17 protein-coding genes are annotated in these 18,420 nt (G+C 67.2%); 9 read left to right on the forward strand and 8 right to left on the reverse strand.

From position 1 onward, the window contains the following. Positions 1–263: 263 nt before the first annotated feature. The 5 genes from GGR64_RS17800 to ykgO form a co-directional block, all read right to left on the reverse strand. Complete coding sequence (locus tag GGR64_RS17800; protein ID WP_184447854.1) at positions 264–1,544, reverse strand: TraB/GumN family protein; 1,281 nt, start codon at positions 1,542–1,544, stop codon at positions 264–266. Between the two features lie 156 nt (positions 1,545–1,700). Beyond that, entirely contained in the window at positions 1,701–2,585 is an 885-nt protein-coding gene (locus tag GGR64_RS17805; protein WP_160969924.1) for a carbon-nitrogen hydrolase, read from the reverse strand. A 146-nt stretch (positions 2,586–2,731) separates the two neighbouring features. Further along, complete coding sequence (locus tag GGR64_RS17810; RefSeq protein ID WP_184647508.1) at positions 2,732–3,769, reverse strand: agmatine deiminase family protein; 1,038 nt, start codon at positions 3,767–3,769, stop codon at positions 2,732–2,734. Between the two features lie 169 nt (positions 3,770–3,938). Then, positions 3,939–4,268, reverse strand: a complete 330-nt coding sequence (locus GGR64_RS17815; RefSeq protein WP_184447856.1) for a hypothetical protein — start codon at positions 4,266–4,268, stop codon at positions 3,939–3,941. Between the two features lie 127 nt (positions 4,269–4,395). Next, positions 4,396–4,521, reverse strand: a complete 126-nt coding sequence (gene ykgO, locus GGR64_RS17820; RefSeq protein WP_010342887.1) for a type B 50S ribosomal protein L36 — start codon at positions 4,519–4,521, stop codon at positions 4,396–4,398. A 172-nt stretch (positions 4,522–4,693) separates the two neighbouring features. Between ykgO and cmk the strand changes: the two genes are divergently transcribed. From cmk to galU, 8 genes are all read left to right on the forward strand, one after another. Beyond that, the gene (gene cmk, locus GGR64_RS17825; protein WP_160969920.1) at positions 4,694–5,365 is read left to right on the forward strand and encodes a (d)CMP kinase; all 672 of its coding nucleotides are present in this window, start codon (positions 4,694–4,696) and stop codon (positions 5,363–5,365) included. A 230-nt stretch (positions 5,366–5,595) separates the two neighbouring features. Beyond that, a complete protein-coding gene (rpsA, locus tag GGR64_RS17830; RefSeq protein ID WP_010342889.1) occupies positions 5,596–7,275 on the forward strand; it encodes a 30S ribosomal protein S1 in 1,680 nt (559 codons plus the stop codon). A 64-nt stretch (positions 7,276–7,339) separates the two neighbouring features. After that, positions 7,340–7,660, forward strand: coding sequence for an integration host factor subunit beta (locus tag GGR64_RS17835; protein WP_255419593.1), 321 nt, complete (start codon positions 7,340–7,342; stop codon positions 7,658–7,660). 73 nt (positions 7,661–7,733) lie between these two features. Next, positions 7,734–8,030 (forward strand): LapA family protein, encoded by a 297-nt coding sequence (locus GGR64_RS17840; RefSeq protein ID WP_160969918.1) that lies wholly within the window; start codon positions 7,734–7,736, stop codon positions 8,028–8,030. A 6-nt stretch (positions 8,031–8,036) separates the two neighbouring features. Next, positions 8,037–9,215 carry a lipopolysaccharide assembly protein LapB gene (gene lapB, locus GGR64_RS17845; RefSeq protein WP_160947820.1) on the forward strand — a complete coding sequence of 393 codons (1,179 nt, stop codon included), beginning with the start codon at positions 8,037–8,039 and terminating at the stop codon, positions 9,213–9,215. Then, positions 9,215–10,204 carry a glycosyltransferase family 4 protein gene (locus tag GGR64_RS17850; RefSeq protein ID WP_184647510.1) on the forward strand — a complete coding sequence of 330 codons (990 nt, stop codon included), beginning with the start codon at positions 9,215–9,217 and terminating at the stop codon, positions 10,202–10,204. Before lapB ends, GGR64_RS17850 begins: the two co-directional genes overlap by 1 nt. After that, positions 10,204–12,114, forward strand: coding sequence for a nucleoside-diphosphate sugar epimerase/dehydratase (locus tag GGR64_RS17855; RefSeq protein WP_160969914.1), 1,911 nt, complete (start codon positions 10,204–10,206; stop codon positions 12,112–12,114). The genes GGR64_RS17850 and GGR64_RS17855 overlap by 1 nt, the downstream gene beginning before the upstream one ends. Beyond that, complete coding sequence (gene galU / locus GGR64_RS17860; RefSeq protein ID WP_160960088.1) at positions 12,114–12,995, forward strand: UTP--glucose-1-phosphate uridylyltransferase GalU; 882 nt, start codon at positions 12,114–12,116, stop codon at positions 12,993–12,995. Before GGR64_RS17855 ends, galU begins: the two co-directional genes overlap by 1 nt. Before the next feature lie 365 nt (positions 12,996–13,360). Here galU and GGR64_RS17865 read toward each other — a convergent pair whose 3' ends face one another. From GGR64_RS17865 to GGR64_RS17875, 3 genes are all read right to left on the reverse strand, one after another. After that, entirely contained in the window at positions 13,361–14,566 is a 1,206-nt protein-coding gene (locus tag GGR64_RS17865; protein WP_017913732.1) for an acetyl-CoA C-acyltransferase, read from the reverse strand. Between the two features lie 165 nt (positions 14,567–14,731). Beyond that, positions 14,732–17,104 carry a 3-hydroxyacyl-CoA dehydrogenase/enoyl-CoA hydratase family protein gene (locus tag GGR64_RS17870; RefSeq protein WP_184647513.1) on the reverse strand — a complete coding sequence of 791 codons (2,373 nt, stop codon included), beginning with the start codon at positions 17,102–17,104 and terminating at the stop codon, positions 14,732–14,734. Positions 17,105–17,138: 34 nt separating this feature from the next. Continuing rightward, complete coding sequence (locus GGR64_RS17875; protein WP_184447861.1) at positions 17,139–17,771, reverse strand: TetR family transcriptional regulator; 633 nt, start codon at positions 17,769–17,771, stop codon at positions 17,139–17,141. Positions 17,772–17,985: 214 nt separating this feature from the next. On the opposite strand from GGR64_RS17875, the gene ndk reads away from it, so the two are divergent. After that, on the forward strand, positions 17,986–18,411 hold the full coding sequence (gene ndk, locus GGR64_RS17880; RefSeq protein ID WP_002812972.1) for a nucleoside-diphosphate kinase: 426 nt from the start codon (positions 17,986–17,988) through the stop codon (positions 18,409–18,411). The last annotated feature ends 9 nt before the right edge of the window (positions 18,412–18,420 follow it).

Consider the following 18,420-nt stretch of genomic DNA (forward strand, 5'->3'; position numbering starts at 1 on the left):
CTCTGGATACCGTTCGGACACCCAAGGGCCAGCATGTGGAGAGGGGAGCCGATCTACGATGCAAGCTCTAAGCTTCAGGAGCGACTGGACTTCCCCCACCTCCTCCGATGATCAGTCGGAAGACATGACGCCTGTTTAAGGGCGCCAGGTCCAGATACAAGGAGCGGCTTCAGCCGCGACAGGCGTCCCAGGGAAGGCCCGTCGCGGCTGATCCCGCAAAAGGGGACAAGAGCCGCTCCTACGAGGTCAATGCTTCGGCTGGTTTAACCTGCCAGCTTGCCGAAGATGCGGAAGCCGGCCAGCCACACGCCGAGCATGCTGCCAAGGTTGGTCAGCAGGAAGGTCAGCACTACCCGCGAGACGCGGTTGCGATACCAGCCGCGCAGGTTCTGCGCGTCGTCGCGCAGCGCCAGGAAGTCGCCGTAGGCCGGCTTGCGCATGTGCACTTCGACCAGGGCGCTGAACGCGCCGGCCGGCACGCCGGGGCGGAACGGCTTCAGCGGCGCGGCGATGGCGCCGGCGATCACGCTCAGCGGATGGCCGCCGGCCAGGATGCAACCCAGCCCGGCCAGACCGCCGGTGAACAACACCCACTGCAGCAACAGGTCGGTGCCCAGGGCGAAGCCGCCATGCCAGTAGCCCCAGGCCACGCCGCCCAGCACCAGCGCGGTCAGGGTCAGGGTGATCCACGGCACCTTCTTCTTGGTTTGCACCTCTTCCAGCGCCTTGCGCAGCGTCGCGGGATCGTCCTGGTCGCCCTGCAGGTGCCGCGCCAGGCCGGCCAGGTGGCCCGCACCGACCACCGCCAGTACCTCGCGCACGCCGGCACCGGTGGAGCCGTCCAGTGGCTCGGCGTTGCCGGCCAGCGGCAGCGCGCGCTGTTGCGCCTGTTCCTCGCGCAGACGCGTGGCCATGTAGCGGTCGCGCTCGGCGATGATGGTGTCGTACAGCGCCGGGCTTTCGCTGGCGAAGTCGCCGAAGCTGGCCTCGAGCATGTCGCCCTGCTTGAGCTTCTCGATCTCCGCCTCGCCGACCTCGTCGGAGGCGAACAGGCCGCCGAGCAGGCCGCTGGCCAGCTTCAGCTTGCCGAAGAAGCCGAGCCGGCTGGAGGCGCGCTTGAAGGTCAGGCCGACTTCGCGATCGACCAGGTACACCGGCAACTGCCGTTCGCGCGCCAGTAGCACCGCGCGCTTGAGCTCGGCGCCGGGCTCGATGCCCAGTTGCTCGGCCAGGCGCCGCTGGTAGGCGGCCAGCGCCAGGTTGGCGGCGAACAGGGCCACGCGGCCTTTGCGGATCACCTGCACCAGGTCCAGCTTGGTCAGTGCGTCCGGATCGGTCAGTGCCTGCAGGCGCTGCGGGTCCAGTTCCACCGCCACCGCGTCGAAACGGCCGCTGCCGATCGCCCGTTCCACGGCGGCGACGCTGGCCAGGGACACGTGCGCGGTGCCGAGCAGGGTGTAGCGGATGCCGTCGCGTTCGACGATGCGGTACGGCTGGCCGTCGAACAGCGCGTCGTCGCCGTCGGCCTGGGAAAGTTCGTTCATTCCATCACTCATCGGAGGGCGCCTCGGCAGCGCCGGGGCTCAGCAGGCAGGGGGGTGAGGGCATTGGCCGCGACCGGCATGGGCGCCTGCGGCCGGGTCGCGCTGCGCCGCAGGGAGCGGCGCCGCACAGGCGAAGACCCGGCACGGCGCTGCGGGTCAGTCGATGTAGCGCTTCAGCAGGTCGCCGTAGGCATCGATGCGGCGGTCGCGCAGGAACGGCCAGATTCGCCGAACGTGCTCGCTGCGCTGCAGGTCCACGTCGCAGACCAGCACGGTCGGCTCGCCACCGGCCTCGGCGATGAACTCGCCCTGCGGGCCGAGCACGTGGCTGTTGCCCCAGAACTGGATGCCCGACGCGCCCAGCGGCGAGGGCTCGTGGCCGACCCGGTTGCAGCTCAGTACCGGCACGCCATTGGCCACCGCATGGCCGCGATGGCTGAGGATCCAGGCATCGCGCTGGCGTTCCTGCTCGGCCTGTTCGTCGTTGGGATCCCAGCCGATCGCAGTCGGATACAGCAGCAGTTCGGCACCGGCCAGCGCCATCAGTCGCGCCGCTTCCGGGTACCACTGGTCCCAGCACACCAGCACGCCGAGGCGGCCGACCGAGGTCTGGATCGGGGTGAAGCCCAGATCGCCCGGGGTGAAGTAGAACTTCTCGTAGAAGCCCGGATCGTCCGGGATGTGCATCTTGCGGTACTTGCCCAGCAGGCTGCCGTCCTTTTCGAACACCACCGCGGTGTTGTGGTACAGCCCGGCGGCGCGGCGCTCGAACAGCGAGCCGACCAGAACCACACCGTGGCGCTTGGCCAGGGCGCCCAGGCGCTCGGTGCTGGGGCCGGGAATCGGCTCGGCCAGGTCGAATTCGTCCACCGACTCGTGTTGGCAGAAGTACGCGCCGTTGTGCAGTTCCTGCAGCAGTACCAACTGCGCGCCCTGCGCGGCGGCCTCGGCCACACGCGATTCGATCGCTGCCAGGTTCGCCGCGGCGTCGCCGTGGTTGCGCTCCTGGATCAGCGCGACGGAAAGAGTGGTTCGGGTCATTGCGGAATCAAGGTTCGCGGTAAACCGGCATGGTAGCGCGGATGGCCGCGCGGCAGGTTCCGGGGAGATGAATCCCGCGCCGCGCGTGGCGGCGGCGCGGGTGGTGCGGTCGGCGCTGCGCCGGCGTGCGGGGCAGGCGCGGCGGCTCAGTCCGCCAGCAATCCGGCCGGCAGCTGCATGGTAATGCAGTGCAGGCTGCCGTTCTGCCAGATCAGCGCGCGGCAGGGGATCGGCACGATCTCGTGCCGCGGGAAGGCCTGCGCCATCACCGCCTGCGCCTGCGCATCGGCCGCGTCGCCGTAGGCCGGCATCAGCACCGCACCGTTGACGATCAGGAAATTGGCATAGGACGCGGCCAGGCGCCGGCCATCGTCGATCACCGGTTGCGCCCACGGCAGCGGAAACAACCGATAGGGCGCGCCGTCGGTGGTACGCAATGCGGCCAGTTCAGCGCCCATCGCCTGCAGCTCGGCATAGTGCGAATCGCCGGCGTCGTCGCAGGCCTGGTAGACGATCGCGTCGGTACTGGCGAAGCGGGCGAGGGTGTCGATGTGCGCGTCGGTGTCGTCGCCTTCCAGATAGCCGTGATCCAGCCACAGCACGCGTTGCTGCGCGAGCCAGTCGGCGAGGTCGTGGCTGAGCGATTCGCGGCTGCGCTGCGGGTGCCGCTCGTGCAGGCACTGCCAGGTGGTCAGCAGGGTGCCGGCACCGTCGCAGTCGATGGCGCCGCCTTCCAGGGCGAAATCGATGCGGCGCACGTCGCTGTCGGCGAACAGGCCTTGCTCTGCCAGCACGCCCACCAACTGGTCGTCGCGGCTGGCCTGGAACTTGCCGCCCCAGCCGGTGAAGCGGAAATCCAGCAACTGGAAGCCGCCGCCGGCGCGCGCCAGGGTGATCGGGCCGGAATCGCGCAACCAGGTGTCGTCGTACTCGGCCTCGACGAAGCGCACCCGCTGCATGTCCACCCGCGCCGAGCGCAGCCGCGCCTCGGCATAGATCTGCAGGTCGGCGTCGGCCACGCAGATCAGCGCCCGCTGGAAGCGCACGATCGCCGCGACCAGGGCGATGTAGGTTTCCTCGACCTCGGCCAGGCGCTCGGCCCAGTCGGTGCCGGCATGCGGCCAGGCGATCAGGATGGCGGACTGGGGTTCCCATTCTGCGGGAAGGCGAAGGCGATCAGTCATTGCGACCAGTACTCAGGTTGTGCCCGGCATCGCGCCAGGGCGTGTGTCATTCGTATCCCTGCACCGGAGGGCGCAGGGGCGTTGCGCAGGACCGCGGGACGGGACGGTCGCCAGCGGCAGCGCCGGGGTGTTCGACCAGGCGCACGCGCAACCGGGCGCAGGACCGACGTCAGCGGATCGCCGGCTTCGGTCCGATCTCGTTGGCGTCGGCCTTGTTGGCGACCACGTCCACCACCTTCTGCTTCTCGAAGTAGACGGTGAAGGCCGGATAGACCCAGCGGTTGATGGTCGGCCATTGCCGCTTCTGGCCGCCGCGCGGCTCCAGCTTCTGCTGCGGGGCGCCGTAGCGCGCCTGCACCTGGGCCATGCTCAGGCCGCGCGTCGGCAGCGCCGCGGCGGGTTCTTCCTTGACCCGCTCGACCAGCAGGGTCTCGGCGTGGGCGCCGCCGGCCAGGCCCAACACGGCCAGCAGCGGCAGGACGGACAGACGATGCTTCATCACGTGTACTCCCCAGAGGACGAGCGTCGATTACAGCAAACTTCGGCAACAAAAAACCGCCCGAAGGCGGCTTTCGTCGACGACCGGCCACCGCTGCGCGCAGCGCGGCAGGGTAGGCCGGGTCGGATCAGCGCTGGCGCGCCTTGAAACGGGGGTTGGACTTGCAGATCACGAAGACCTTACCGCGGCGGCGGACCACCTTGCAGTCGCGGTGACGGGCCTTCGCCGACTTCAGGGAGGACAGGACTTTCATGGCACACCTCGGCGTAAACTTGTGGATTCGAAGGAGGGCGGCACGGCCGAAACCATGGCGCGGGATCAGTAAGCCGGCGATTGTAGCCTGGTTTTCTTCATGGTTTCAACTGCTTGCGCCAGTCGGGCTGGCGTCGGCGCTACAATGCGCCGCCCCCCGTCCGAGGAACCGCATGAACGAGCCCGCTCCCGTCCTAACCATCGATGGCCCGTCCGGGGCCGGCAAAGGCACCGTCAGCCGCATCGTCGCCGCCCGCCTGGGCTGGCATTACCTGGATTCGGGGGCGCTGTACCGGGCGGTCGGGGTCGCGGCCAGCTGGGCCAATCTGGACATTTCCGACGCCGCCGCCCTGGTGCGCTGCACCTTCGACACCCGGGTGGATTTCGACGAGGTCGCCGGCGGCGGCCTGCGGGTCCGGATCAATGGCGCCGACGCCACCGACGAGCTGCGCCTGGAGACCACCGGCGCGGTGGCCTCGGCGATTGCCGCCATTCCCGAGGTGCGCGCGGCGCTGAAGCAGCGCCAGCGCGCCTTCCGCACCGCGCCGGGTCTGGTCGCCGATGGCCGCGACATGGGCACGGTGATTTTCCCGGACGCCCCGTACAAGGTGTTCCTGACCGCCAGTGCCGAGGAGCGCGCCCAGCGCCGGCATAAGCAGTTGAAGGAAAAAGGGGTTTCCGTTATATTCGACGACCTGCTGCGCGAGATCATGGCCCGCGACGCACGCGATGCCCAACGCGCGGTGGCCCCGCTGAGGCCGGCAGACGATGCCGTCCTCCTCGATACCACCGGCATGGACATCGACCAGGTGGTGGGCCGCGTCCTGCAGTTGTTGCCAGTCTGAGCGGTGCGCAGGGCAGGGCAGCAGAGTGGTGGTGGCATGCATGCCGCCGGTTCCTCGCAACACGCTACATCCAGGTTCTACCGATAGTGTCAAAGGCTCCGCTGCGCAATCCCGCGCTGCGGTTTTTCCATTCCACACCCGGCCGCTGTTCGGGCCGACTAACAGGTGGGCAGTCGCTGTTTTTCCAGAAGAAAAACGCCCTGTCCGTGTGTCCACTAGAGTAATTTCAAATGACCGAATCTTTTGCCGAACTGTTCGAAGCCAGCCAAGCCAATCTGGCCAAGCTGAAGCCCGGCGCCATCGTCACCGGTACCGTCGTGGAAGTCCGCGGCGACGTGGTGGTGATCAACGCCGGCCTGAAGTCCGAAGGCATCGTGCCGATCGAGCAGTTCCGTAACGACGCTGGCGAGATCGACGTCGCCGAAGGCGACCTGGTCAAGGTCGCGCTCGACTCGCTCGAGAACGGCTTCGGCGAGACCGTGCTGTCGCGCGAGAAGGCCAAGCGCGCCATGGTGTGGGACGAGCTGGAAGAAGCGTTGGAAAAGAACGAGACCATCACCGGCCGCATCAGCGGCAAGGTCAAGGGTGGTTTCACCGTGGACATCAAGGATGTCCGCGCGTTCCTGCCCGGTTCGCTGGTGGATGTGCGCCCGGTGCGCGACCCGGCCTACCTGGAAGGCAAGGAACTGGAGTTCAAGCTGATCAAGCTGGACCGCAAGCGCAACAACGTGGTGGTCTCGCGTCGTGCGGTGGTCGAGAGCGAGCACTCGGAAGAGCGCGAGCAGCTGATGGACAAGCTGCAGGAAGGCGCGATCCTGAAGGGTGTGGTCAAGAACCTGACCGACTACGGCGCGTTCGTGGACCTGGGCGGCATCGACGGCCTGCTGCACATCACCGACATGGCCTGGAAGCGCGTGCGCCATCCGTCCGAAGTGGTCAACGTCGGCGACGAGCTGGACGTGCGCGTGCTGAAGTTCGATCGCGAGCGTAACCGCGTCAGCCTCGGCCTGAAGCAGCTGGGCGAGGATCCGTGGGACAACATCGCCCGTCGTTACCCGGCCAACAGCCGCGTGTTCGGCAAGGTGTCCAACGTCACCGATTACGGCGCGTTCGTCGAGATCGAGCCGGGCGTGGAAGGCCTGGTGCACGTGTCCGAGATGGACTGGACCAACAAGAACGTCAACCCGTCCAAGGTCGTGCAGGTCGGCGACGAAGTCGAAGTGATGGTGCTGGACGTGGACGAAGAGCGTCGCCGCATCTCGCTGGGCATGAAGCAGGTCGCCGCCAATCCGTGGGAGACCTTCGCCGCCACCCACAAGAAGAACGACAAGGTGTCCGGCCAGATCAAGTCGATCACCGACTTCGGCATCTTCATCGGCCTGGACGGCGGCATCGACGGCCTGGTGCACCTGTCCGACATCAGCTGGAACACCACCGGCGAAGACATCGTGCGCAACTTCAAGAAGGGCGACACGCTGGAAGCCGTGGTGCTGGCGGTGGACCCGGAGCGCGAGCGCATCAGCCTGGGCGTCAAGCAGCTGGAGCAGGATCCGTTCGGCCAGTACATGGCCGCCAACCCGAAGGGCTCGAAGGTCGAGGGCGTGGTGCGTGAAGTGGACGCCAAGGGCGCCACCATCGACCTGGCCGACGGCATCGAAGGCTACGTTGCCGCGCGCGACATCGCCAACGAGCGCGTCGACGACGCCAGCCAGCACCTGAAGGTCGGCGACAAGATCGAAGCCAAGTTCGTGGGCATGGACCGCAAGGGCCGCACCCTGCAGCTGTCGATCAAGGCCAAGGACGATGCCGAAATGCGCGAAGTGCTGGAGGAATACCAGTCCGCGTCGGGCGGCACCACCCAGCTGGGCGCGCTGCTGCGTGCACAGCTGAACGGCAACAAGTCCGAGTAATCCGCCACACGCAGCGTTACTGGCACGGCCCGGTGTTCCCGGGCCGTGCCAGGTTGCGACCCCACTGCACGAATCCGCAATGACAAAATCCGAGCTGATCGAAATCCTGGCGCGCAAGCAGGCGCATCTGAAGTCGGACGACGTCGATCTGGCGGTGAAGTCGTTGTTGGAAATGATGGGCGGCGCCCTGTCCGGCGGTGATCGCATCGAGATCCGCGGCTTCGGCAGCTTTTCCCTGCATTACCGGCCGCCGCGCCTGGGGCGCAATCCCAAGACCGGCGAGTCCGTCGCGCTTCCCGGCAAGCACGTGCCGCATTTCAAGCCCGGCAAGGAGCTGCGCGAGCGCGTGAGCGGCGTCGTTCCGGTCGAATCCGACACGCCCTGAGTCCGGAGTCCGGCGTTTGCCGGAATCCACGCCTGTTCGGCTAATCTAGTGTCTCCCGACGCTGGAGTTGCTCATGAAGATTGCACGACTGCTGATCCTGCTGGTGTTGCTGTTGGCCGGCCTGGTCATCGGGTCGCTCAATTCGCAGCCGATCCAGATCAACTTCGTGTTCTCCAGCATCGCCACCACCTCCGGCATCGCCATCATCGTCTCGCTGTTCGCCGGCGTGCTGATCGGCGCTTCGCTGGTCCTGGCGACCCTGGTGATCCCCCTGTATGCCAAGCTGCGTCGCGCCAACAAGGCCGCGAACGCCGCGACCCCGGCCGTCACGCCGGTTTCTTCCCATGCCCAGCCCTTGGACGGACGCTGATCTTCGATGGACTTTCTGACCGAGTGGTTCTGGTTCTTCCTGTTCCTGCCGCTGGCGGCGCTGAGTGGCTGGGTGATCGGCCGCCGTGGCGGCCAGCGCCATGGCGATACCCAGGTCAGCCGGCTCTCCAGTACCTATTTCCGCGGCCTCAACTACCTGCTCAACGAGCAGCCGGACAAGGCGATCGAGCTGTTTCTGCACATCGCCGAACTGGACAAGGAAACCTTCGAGACCCAGGTCGCGCTGGGCCACCTGTTCCGCCGCCGCGGTGAGGTCGATCGCGCCATCCGCCTGCACCAGGGCCTGGTCCAGCGCGGCGACCTGAGCGACGCGCAGCGCGTGCAGGCCTTGCTGGCGCTGGGCGAGGACTACATGAAGTCGGGGCTGCTGGATCGCGCCGAAACCGTGTTCACCGAACTGGCGCAGATCGACCAGCGCGCGCCGCAGGCGCTCAAGCACCTGATCGGCATCTACCAGGCCGAACGCGACTGGGAAAAGGCCATCGACAACGCCACCCGCTACGAAGAGGTGACCGGCGAGCCGATGGGCAAGCTGATCGCCCAGTTCGAATGCGAGTTGGCCGACCGCTATCGCGCGTCGGGCAAGAACGACCTGGCGCGGGCGGCGATCGCGCGTGCCTACCAGGCCGATGCCAAGTCGGTGCGCGCCGGCATCCTGGAAGGACGCATCGACGTCGACGACGGCAACGACGAAGCCGCCATCCGCGCCTTCGAGCGCGCCGCCCGCCACGACCCGGACTACCTGCCGGAGATCATGCCTGCGCTGATGGACTGCTACCGGCGCGGCAACGATCTCAGCGGCGCGCGTGCGTTCCTGTCGGAGATGACCGAGCACTATCGGGGCATCGCCCCGGTGTTGGCGCTGACCCGTCTGATGGAGTCGCAGGAAGGTATTTCCGCCGCGCGCTCCTATCTCGGCCGGCAGCTCAAGGACCGCCCGTCGGTGCGCGGCGAGTCCGCGCTGATCGACCTGACCCTGGCCGAGGGCGCCGACTCCACCGCGACCCTGCAGGACCTCAAGCACATCACCGACCAGTTGCTGGTGCGCAATCCCAGCTACCGCTGCACCCGTTGCGGCTTCGGTGCGCGTACCCACCACTGGCAATGCCCCAGTTGCAAGGAGTGGGGCACGGTCAAGCCGCTGCTCAACTACGCGGTGGTGTAATGCCCATCGCAGGAGCCGCGCTGCTCGTGGCGCTCGGGGCATTCAGCGCGGCCGGCACCTGGCTGTCGCGCCGCTACGCACTCAAACGCAAGTTGATGGACGCACCCGGCGAGCGGCGCAGCCACACCGTGGCGACGCCGCGCGGTGGCGGCGTGGCGATCGTGGCGGCAGTGCTGCTCGCCTGCGGCTGGGCGGCGCTGCAGTGGCCGCAGCACGGTGCCGGCATCGCCACCTTCGCGGCCGGCCTGCTGCTGGTCGCCGGCATCGGCTGGTGGGACGACCACCGGCCGCTGTCGGCGGCGCTGCGATTGCTGGTGCATGCGGTGGCGGCGACCCTGCTCGCTGCACTTGTCTACAGTGCGAGCCAACCGTTGTGGGTGGTCGCGCTGGTGTGGTTGGCAACGGTTTCGCTGATCAATATCTGGAATTTCATGGATGGCATCAATGGCCTGGCCAGCAGCCAGGCGATGATCGCGGCCATGGGATTCGCCTGGTTGCTGCCGGCGCCGCTGCGGTGGCCATGCTGGGTGCTGCTGGTCGCCTGTGCGGGGTTTCTGCCGTTCAACTATCCCCGGGCGCGCATTTTCCTCGGAGATGTCGGCAGTGGCGCACTCGGTTACCTGATCGCCGCACTGTTCGCCTGGTGTCTGGTGGCCGGTGAGCAGGCGCCATGGCTGCCGGCATTGCCGCTGTCGGCCTTCGCCATCGACGCGGGCTTCACGCTCGCCTCGCGCATGCTCGCGGGCGAACGTTGGTGGCAGCCGCACGCGCAACATTTTTATCAGCGTTGGGTACACACCGGCAGTAGCCATACTGTCGTCACGCTCGCCTACGGTCTGTTCAGCATCGTCGCGATTACAATCGCGCGGCTGGGCAGGCCCCTGGATGCGGGCGTCCAGGCCGGTCTGACGATCGCCTGGTTCTGTTCGGCAGGTGTGCTTTGGCTGGCTTTGCGCAACCGGATGCGCCGAACTCTCACGGATCACTGATGCTTTCCACGCGCGACCGATTCACCGAGCTGTTTCCCAAGGCCTCCGTGGTCGTCCACGATCTGGCCATTGTCTGGGTCTGCTGGCAACTGCTGCATGCTGCCCGCTACACCATGCTGCCTGGCGAGCATCCGTTGCCGCTGTGGAACCTCAACACCGCCATCGTGCTGGTGGCGCAGGGGCTGGTGTTCTGGAAGGTCGGCCTGTATCGCGGCCTGTGGCGCTTCGCCAGCGTTCCCGACCTGCTCAATATCTTCAAGGCCAGCTTCTATGGCCTGGTGGCGATCGTGCTGGGGCTGGCCTACAGCCGCTTCGATGCGATCCCGCTGTCGGTGCTGATGGTGTATCCGTTTGCGTTGTCGGCGCTGCTCGGCGCGCCGCGCCTGCTGTACCGCGCCTGGAAGGATTATCAGATCGCCCATTCGGACGACACTGCACGGCGCGTGCTGATCGTCGGCGCTGGCCGTGCCGCCGAGGCACTGGTGCGCGACCTGCGCCGCTCCGGTGCCTACCAGCCCGTGGGTTTCGTCGACGACGCCGGCCACCTGCACGGCGCCAAGTTGCAAGGCCTGCCGATCCTGGGTCGCATCGACGAAGCCGGCGCGATCGCCAAGGAAACCGCGGCCAAGCTGCTGGTCATCGCGATCCCCTCACTGGACGCGGCCGGCATGCAGCGGGTGGTGGCGATCTGCGAGAGCACCGGCCTGCCGTTCCGCACTGTGCCGAGGCTGGTCGACGTCCTCGAGGGCCACTACCTGCCGGGCGAACTGAAGGAGGTCGCGATCGAGGACCTGCTCGGGCGCAAGCCGGTGACACCGGACTGGAAGCTGATCAAGGGCTGGCTGTCCGGGCGCACGGTGCTGGTCACCGGCGCCGGCGGTTCGATCGGTTCGGAACTGTGCCGGCAGTGCGCGCGTCACGGCGCGCGCAAGATCGTGCTGCTGGAGATCAACGAACTGGCGCTGATCACCATCCATGCCGACCTGCACCGCACCTTCCCGGATCTGGAGATCGACTGCGTGCTGGGCGATTGCGGCGATCCGGCGGTGATCCGCCACGCCATGAAGGTGGCCGAGCCGGACGCGGTGTTCCATGCCGCCGCCTACAAGCAGGTGCCGCTGCTGGAGCGGCAGTGTCGCGAGGCGGTGCGCAACAACGTGCTGGCCACCGAGAACGTGGCGCGTGCCTGTGTCGCGGCGAAGGTCTCGACCTTCGTGTTCATTTCCACCGACAAGGCGGTCAACCCAGTCAACCTGCTCGGCGCGTCCAAGCGCTACGCGGAAATGGTGTGCCAGTCGCTGGACGACCAGGCGGTCAGCACGCGCTTCGTGACGGTGCGCTTCGGCAACGTACTGGATTCGGCCGGCAGCGTGGTGCCGCTGTTCCGTGAGCAGATCCGCCAGGGCGGTCCGGTGACGGTCACCGATCCGCAGGTGACGCGCTACTTCATGACCATCCCCGAAGCCAGCCAGTTGATCGTGCAGGCGGCCGCGTCAGCGTCGCATGGCGCCATCTACACGCTGGACATGGGCGAGCCGGTACCGATCCGCCTGCTTGCCGAGCAGATGATCCGCCTGGCGGGCAAGCAGCCCGGGCGCGACATCGCCATCGTCTACACCGGCCTGCGTCCGGGCGAGAAGCTGCACGAGACCTTGTTTTACGCCGACGAAAACTATCGGCCGACGTCGCATCCGAAGATCCTGGAGGCCGGCGTGCGCAGCTTCTCACGCGAGGACGTGCTGCGTGGCGTGCAGCAGTTGCGCGCGGCGGTGGCCGACTACGACAGCGAGACCATCGAGAAGGTGCTGCGCATGACCATGCCGGAGTTCGCTCCTCTGCGTCAGCAAGGCGATCACGACGGCTCCGCTACCATCGTTCCATTCCCCGCACGCGAGGCCAGAAGGCTCTGATGAGCAAGAGAATCCGCAAGGCAGTATTCCCGGTGGCAGGTTTGGGTACCCGCTTCCTTCCCGCCACCAAGACCGTTCCCAAGGAAATGCTGCCGATCATCGATCGGCCGTTGATCCAGTACGCCGTGGACGAGGCGATCGAAGCCGGTTGCGACACCCTGATCTTCGTCACCAACCGCTACAAACACGCGGTCGCGGATTATTTCGACAAGGCCTACGAGTTGGAGCAGAAGCTGGAGCGTGCCGGCAAGCACGAGCAGCTGGAAATGATCCGCCACGTGCTGCCCGAGGGCGTGCGCGCGATCTTCGTGACCCAGGCCGAAGCGCTGGGCCTGGGCCATGCGGTGCTGTGCGCCAAGTCGGTGATCGGCGACGAGCCGTTCGCGGTGCTGCTGCCGGACGACCTGATCTGGAACCGTGGCGACGGCGCGCTGAAGCAGATGGCCGATCTCAACGAGCGCAGCGGCGCCAGCGTCATCGCGGTGGAAGACGTGCCGCACGAGAACACCGCCAGCTACGGCATCGTCGCCACCGAGGCGTTCGACGGCCGCAAGGGCCGTATCGCGCAGATCGTCGAGAAGCCCAAGCCGGAAGACGCGCCTAGCGATCTCGCAGTGGTGGGGCGGTATGTGCTCAGCTCGAAGATCTTCGAGCTGCTGGAAAGCACCGGCACCGGTGCCGGCGGCGAGATCCAGCTGACCGACGCCATCGCCGCGCTGCTGAAGAGCGAAGAAGTCGACGCCTATCGTTTCGAGGGCACCCGCTTCGACTGCGGTACCCACCTGGGCCTGGTCGAGGCGACGATCCGTTTCGCGCTGGAGAACAAGAAGCTGGCCAAGCCGGCGCGCGAGAAGCTCACCCAGATGCTCGCCGAGGAGTGAGCCTGGCGCCGCGCGCCGCTGCAGGGCGGCGCCCCGGCTGAGTGCTGATCCAAGAGCGTCAAGCCGCTGATTCGATCCAGATGGGTCGAATCGGATGACAAACAGAAAAGGCAGCCTCGCGGCTGCCTTTTCTGTTTGTACGTTGTTCGTACAGCAACGCTTGATGCCGGACCCTCACCCCAACCCCTCTCCCGGTGGCAGAGGGGCTAGGTCCTGCTCCTTCTCCCTCCGGGAGAAGGTGGCCCGCAGGGCCGGATGAGGGTAGGGCGCGCACCCGCATGGTCCATTTCACACGTGCTTGCTACCGGACCCTCGCCCCAACCCCTCTGCCGGGGGGAGAGGGGCTAAGAGCCCAGGTGGCGCGCTTACAGCGCCTCGATGATCCCCGCGGCACCCATGCCGGTGCCGATGCACATGGTGACCATGCCGTACTTCTGCTTGTGTCGGCGCAGGCCGTGCACCAGGGTGGCGGTGCGGATCGCACCGGTGGCGCCGAGCGGATGGCCCAGGGCGATGGCGCCGCCCAGCGGGTTGACCTTGGACGGATCCAGGCCGCTGTCGCGGATCACCGCCAGCGACTGCGCGGCGAAGGCTTCGTTGAGCTCGATCCAGTCCAGCTGGTCCTTGCTCAGGCCGGCCTGCTTGAGCGCCTTCGGAATCGCCTCGATCGGGCCGATGCCCATCACTTCCGGGCGCACGCCGGCGACTGAGAAGCTGACGAAGCGGGCCAGCGGGGTCAGCCCGTAGTCCTTGATCGCCTGCTCGGAGGCCAGTAGCACCGCACCGGCGCCATCGCTCATCTGCGAGGAATTGCCGGCGGTGACGCTGCCGCCGAACTGGCCGTTGCGGAACACCGGGCGCAGCTTGGCCAGTCCTTCGATCGAGCTGTCGGGGCGCGGGCCTTCGTCGGTGTCGACCAGCTTCTTGCGCAGCGCGATGACGTTGCCGGCCAGGTCGGGCTGGTGCGAGAGGATCTCGTAGGGACTGATCTCGTCGCGGAACTCGCCGGCGGCGATCGCGGCGATGGCCTTCTGGTGCGAGGCGAGGGCGAACGCATCCTGGTCCTCGCGCGACACCTTCCATTCCTCGGCCACCTTCTCGGCGGTGATGCCCATGCCGTAGGCGATGGCCACGTGGTCGTCGGCGAACACGCTCGGCGACAGCGCGACCTTGTTGCCCATCATCGGCACCATCGACATCGATTCGGTGCCGCCGGCCAGCATCAGGTCGGCGTTGCCCAGGCGGATCTGGTCGGCGGCCAGCGCCACCGCCTGGATGCCCGAGGAGCAGAAGCGGTTGATGGTCTGCCCGGCCACCGAGTTCGGCAGCCCGGCCAGCAGCACGCCGATGCGCGCCACGTTCATGCCTTGCTCGCCCTCGGGCATCGCGCAGCCGATGATCGCGTCGTCGATGCGCGAGGTGTCGATGCCCGGCGCCTGCGCCACCACCGCGCGCAGCACGTGCGCCAGCATGTCGTCGGGACGGGTGTTGCGGAACATGCCCTTGGGCGCCTTGCCGACCGGGGTGCGGGTTGCGGCGACGATGTAGGCTTCCTGGATCTGTTTGCTCATTTGGCTTTCTCCGAAAGCCGGGATTTGGGATTCGGGATTGGGGATTCGTCAGAGCGGATCCCGGCGTCGAATGCGTTTTTCCCGGCTGATAAATGGTGGGAGGCGAGGGTGGCATCAGGGATTGGGAATCCGCCGTAACGAATCCCCAATCCCGACTCCCGAATCTCAGTTCCTCAACGGCTTACCCGTCTTGAGCATGTGCCCGATGCGCGCCTGGGTCTTCTCCTGCTGGGCCAGTTCGACGAAGTGCTTGCGCTCGAGCTTGAGCAGCCATTCCTCGTCCACCAGCGCGCCGCGGTCGACTTCGCCGCCGCACAGCACGGTGGCGATGCGGGTGGCGATCTCGTAGTCGTACTCGCTGATGAAGCGGCCTTCCAGCATGTTGACCAGCAGCATCTTGAAGGTGGCGATGCCGACGTCGCCGGCGACCTGGATGCGTCGCGCCGGCAGCGGCGGGCGGTAGCCGCCCTCGGCCAGGGCGCGCGCCTCGGCCTTGGCGATGTACAGCGATTCGTAGCTGTTGAACACCACCTTGTCGGTGCCGCGCAGCAGGCCCAGTTCCTTGGCGTTGACCGCCGAGGTGGAGACCTTGGCCATGGCCACGGTTTCGAAGGTCTTCTTCAGTTCGGCGAACACGTCGCCGCCCGGACCCGCGGCCTGCGCCGCGCGCACCGCGATCTCCTTGAGGCCGCCACCGGCCGGCAGCAGGCCCACGCCGGCCTCGACCAGGCCGATGTAGCTCTCCAGCGCGGCCACGGTCTTGGCACTGTGCATCTGGAACTCGCAGCCGCCGCCCAGCGCCAGCCCACGCACCGCCGCGACCACGGGGACCAGCGAGTACTTGATGCGCTGGCTGGTGGCCTGGAAGTTGGCGACCATCGCCTCGAACGCGTCGACCTTGCCGGCCTGCAGCAGGCCCAGCGCGCCGGCCAGGTCGGCGCCGGCGGAGAAGGGCTCCTTGTGCTGCCACAGCACCAGGCCCTTGAAGTCCTTCTCGGCGCGGCCCACCGCTTCCTGCAGGCCGTCCAGCACCTGGTCGGAGACGGTGTTCATCTTGGTCTTGAAGCTGACCACGGCGATGTCGTCGCCGTCGTGCCACATGCGCAGGCCGTCGTTCTCGAACACGGTCTCGCCCTGTGCGAACTTCTCGCCCAGCAGCGGATCGGGGAAGCGCTGGCGCTTGTACACCGGCAGCGCCGAGCGCGGCAGTTTGGCGTCGCGCGCCGGGCTGTACGAGCCTTCGGCGGCATGCACGCCGTCGCGGCCGTCGAACACCCAGTTCGGCAGCGGCGCGCTGCTCATGCTCTTGCCGGCGGCGATGTCGTCGGCGATCCACTGCGCGACCTGCTTCCAGCCGGCGGCCTGCCAGGTCTCGAACGGACCCAGCGCCCAGCCGTAGCCCCAGCGGATCGCCAGGTCCACGTCGCGTGCGGTCTCGGCGATGTCGGCCAGGTGGTAGGCGCTGTAGTGGAACAGATCGCGGAAGGTCGCCCACAGGAACTGCGCCTGCGGATGCTGGCTCTCGCGCAGCTTGGCGAACTTCTCGGCCGGGTTCTTGATCTTCAGGATCTCGACCACGTCCGGCGCGGCGGCGCGGTCGGCCGGGCGGTAGTCCTGCTTCTGCAGGTCCAGCACCACGATGTCCTTGCCGACCTTGCGGAAGATGCCGGCGCCGGTCTTCTGGCCCAGCGCGCCCTTGCCGATCAGCGCTTCCAGCCACTTCGGCGCCTTGAAAAAGGCATGCCATGGGTCGTTGGGCAGGGTGTCGCCCATGGTCTTGATGACGTGCGCCATGGTGTCCAGGCCGACCACGTCGGAGGTGCGGTAGGTCGCCGACTTCGGACGGCCGACCAGCGGGCCGGTGAGGCCGTCGACCTCGTCGAAGCCCAGGCCGAACTGCTCGGTGTGGTGGATGGTGGACAGGATCGAAAACACGCCGATGCGGTTGCCGATGAAGTTCGGGGTGTCCTTGGCGTAGACCACGCCCTTGCCCAGGGTGGTGACCAGGAAGCTTTCCAGGCCTTCCAGCACCGCCGGTTCGGTGTGCTTGGCCGGGATCAGCTCGGCCAGGTGCATGTAGCGCGGCGGGTTGAAGAAGTGCACGCCGCAGAAGCGGTGGCGCAGCTGCTCCGGCAGCACGTCGGACAGGGCGTTGATGCCCAGGCCGGAGGTGTTGGAGGCCAGCACCGCATGGTCGGCCACGAACGGCGCGATCTTCTTGTACAGGTCCTGTTTCCAGTCCATGCGCTCGGCGATGGCTTCGATGATCAGGTCGCAGCCGCGCAGCTGTTCCAGGCCGGAGTCGTAGTTGGCCGGGGTGATGGCTTCGGCCAGGGCAGGGCTGGCCAGCGGTGCCGGGCTGAGCTTGGTCAGGTTGGCGATCGCCTTGAGCACCACGCCATCGGCGGGGCCTTCCTTGGCGGGGAGGTCGAACAGCACGGTGTCGACGCCGGCGTTGGTCAGGTGCGCAGCGATCTGCGCACCCATCACGCCCGCGCCCAGGACGGCGGCACGGCGGACGAGCAGGGGATTGGACATAGCGATCAGCCTCTGTGGGTCAACGTTTGCGGGATCAGGGAGCCGAGTGGGCGAGAAAGCCGGCTTCGGCGAAACGGATGAGTTCGCGGGCGGCGTGGGCGCGGTGGGCACCCTCGCTGACGCCGGCGGGACGCTTGATCAGGCCGAAGTCGGCCATGGCGTAGGTCAGGGCGCCGGCCAGGAAATCCAGGCGCCAGTACAGTTCCTGCTTGCTCAGCCCGGGCACGCAGGCGGCGATGGCCTTGCCGAACTCGCGCAGCACGTGGCCGTAGTGGTCGGACAGGAACTGGCGCAGGCTGTCGTTGTTCTCGGCGTAGGCGCGGGCGATCACCCGCACGAAGGCGCCGCCGCTCTGCCGATCCTGGGCCATCGCCAGGGCCGGCTCGACGAAGGCCGCCAGCACCGGGCCGAGCTGGCCGGGATGCTGCCGCTGCGCGGCCTCCAGCTGCGCCATGCGCGCGGCGGTCATTTCGTCCATGCGCCGCCGGAACACCTCGTTGACCAGGTTTTCCTTGGACCCGAAGTGGTAGTTCACCGCGGCGATATTGACGTCGGCCTGGCTGGTGACCTGGCGCAGCGAGGTGCCGGAAAAGCCGTGCTGCGCGAACAGTTCCTCGGCCGCGCTGAGGATGCGGTCCTTGGTCGAGAAGTGCGCTTGCTTTGCCATGCGGCCGCCAGAATCAATCAAACGATTGTTTGAGTCTAGGCCTGGGCGGCAGGCGCGTCATGTTGCTTTGCAGCACGATTCAGCCTGGCCGTGCAAAGCCGGCGCCGATTGGATAGAATTGTCCATCGCAATTCTGGCTAAGCCCGCGTTTTGACGCGGGTTTTTTTCATGTTAACCTCGGGCCTTCAGTGGCCCGCCCAACGGAGAACTTCCCATGGCGCTGGAGCGCACCCTGTCCATCATCAAGCCCGACGCCGTCGCCAAGAACGTCATCGGCGAAATCTACTCGCGCTTCGAGAAGGCGGGCCTGAAGGTCGTGGCCGCCAAGTACAAGCAGCTGTCGCGCCGCGAGGCCGAGGGCTTCTACGCCGTGCACCGCGAGCGTCCGTTCTTCAACGCGCTGGTCGAGTTCATGATCTCCGGCCCGGTGATGATCCAGGCGCTGGAAGGCGAGAACGCCGTGGCCGCGCACCGCGACCTGCTGGGCGCCACCAATCCGAAGGACGCCGCGCCGGGCACCATCCGCGCCGACTTCGCCGATTCGATCGACGCCAACGCCGCGCACGGCTCGGATTCGGTCGAGAACGCCGCCAACGAAGTGGCGTATTTCTTCGCCGCCACCGAAGTGGTTTCGCGCTAAGCGAGGTCG

The organism is Xanthomonas sp. 3307 (assembly GCF_014199735.1).
Lineage (GTDB): Bacteria > Pseudomonadota > Gammaproteobacteria > Xanthomonadales > Xanthomonadaceae > Xanthomonas_A > Xanthomonas_A rydalmerensis.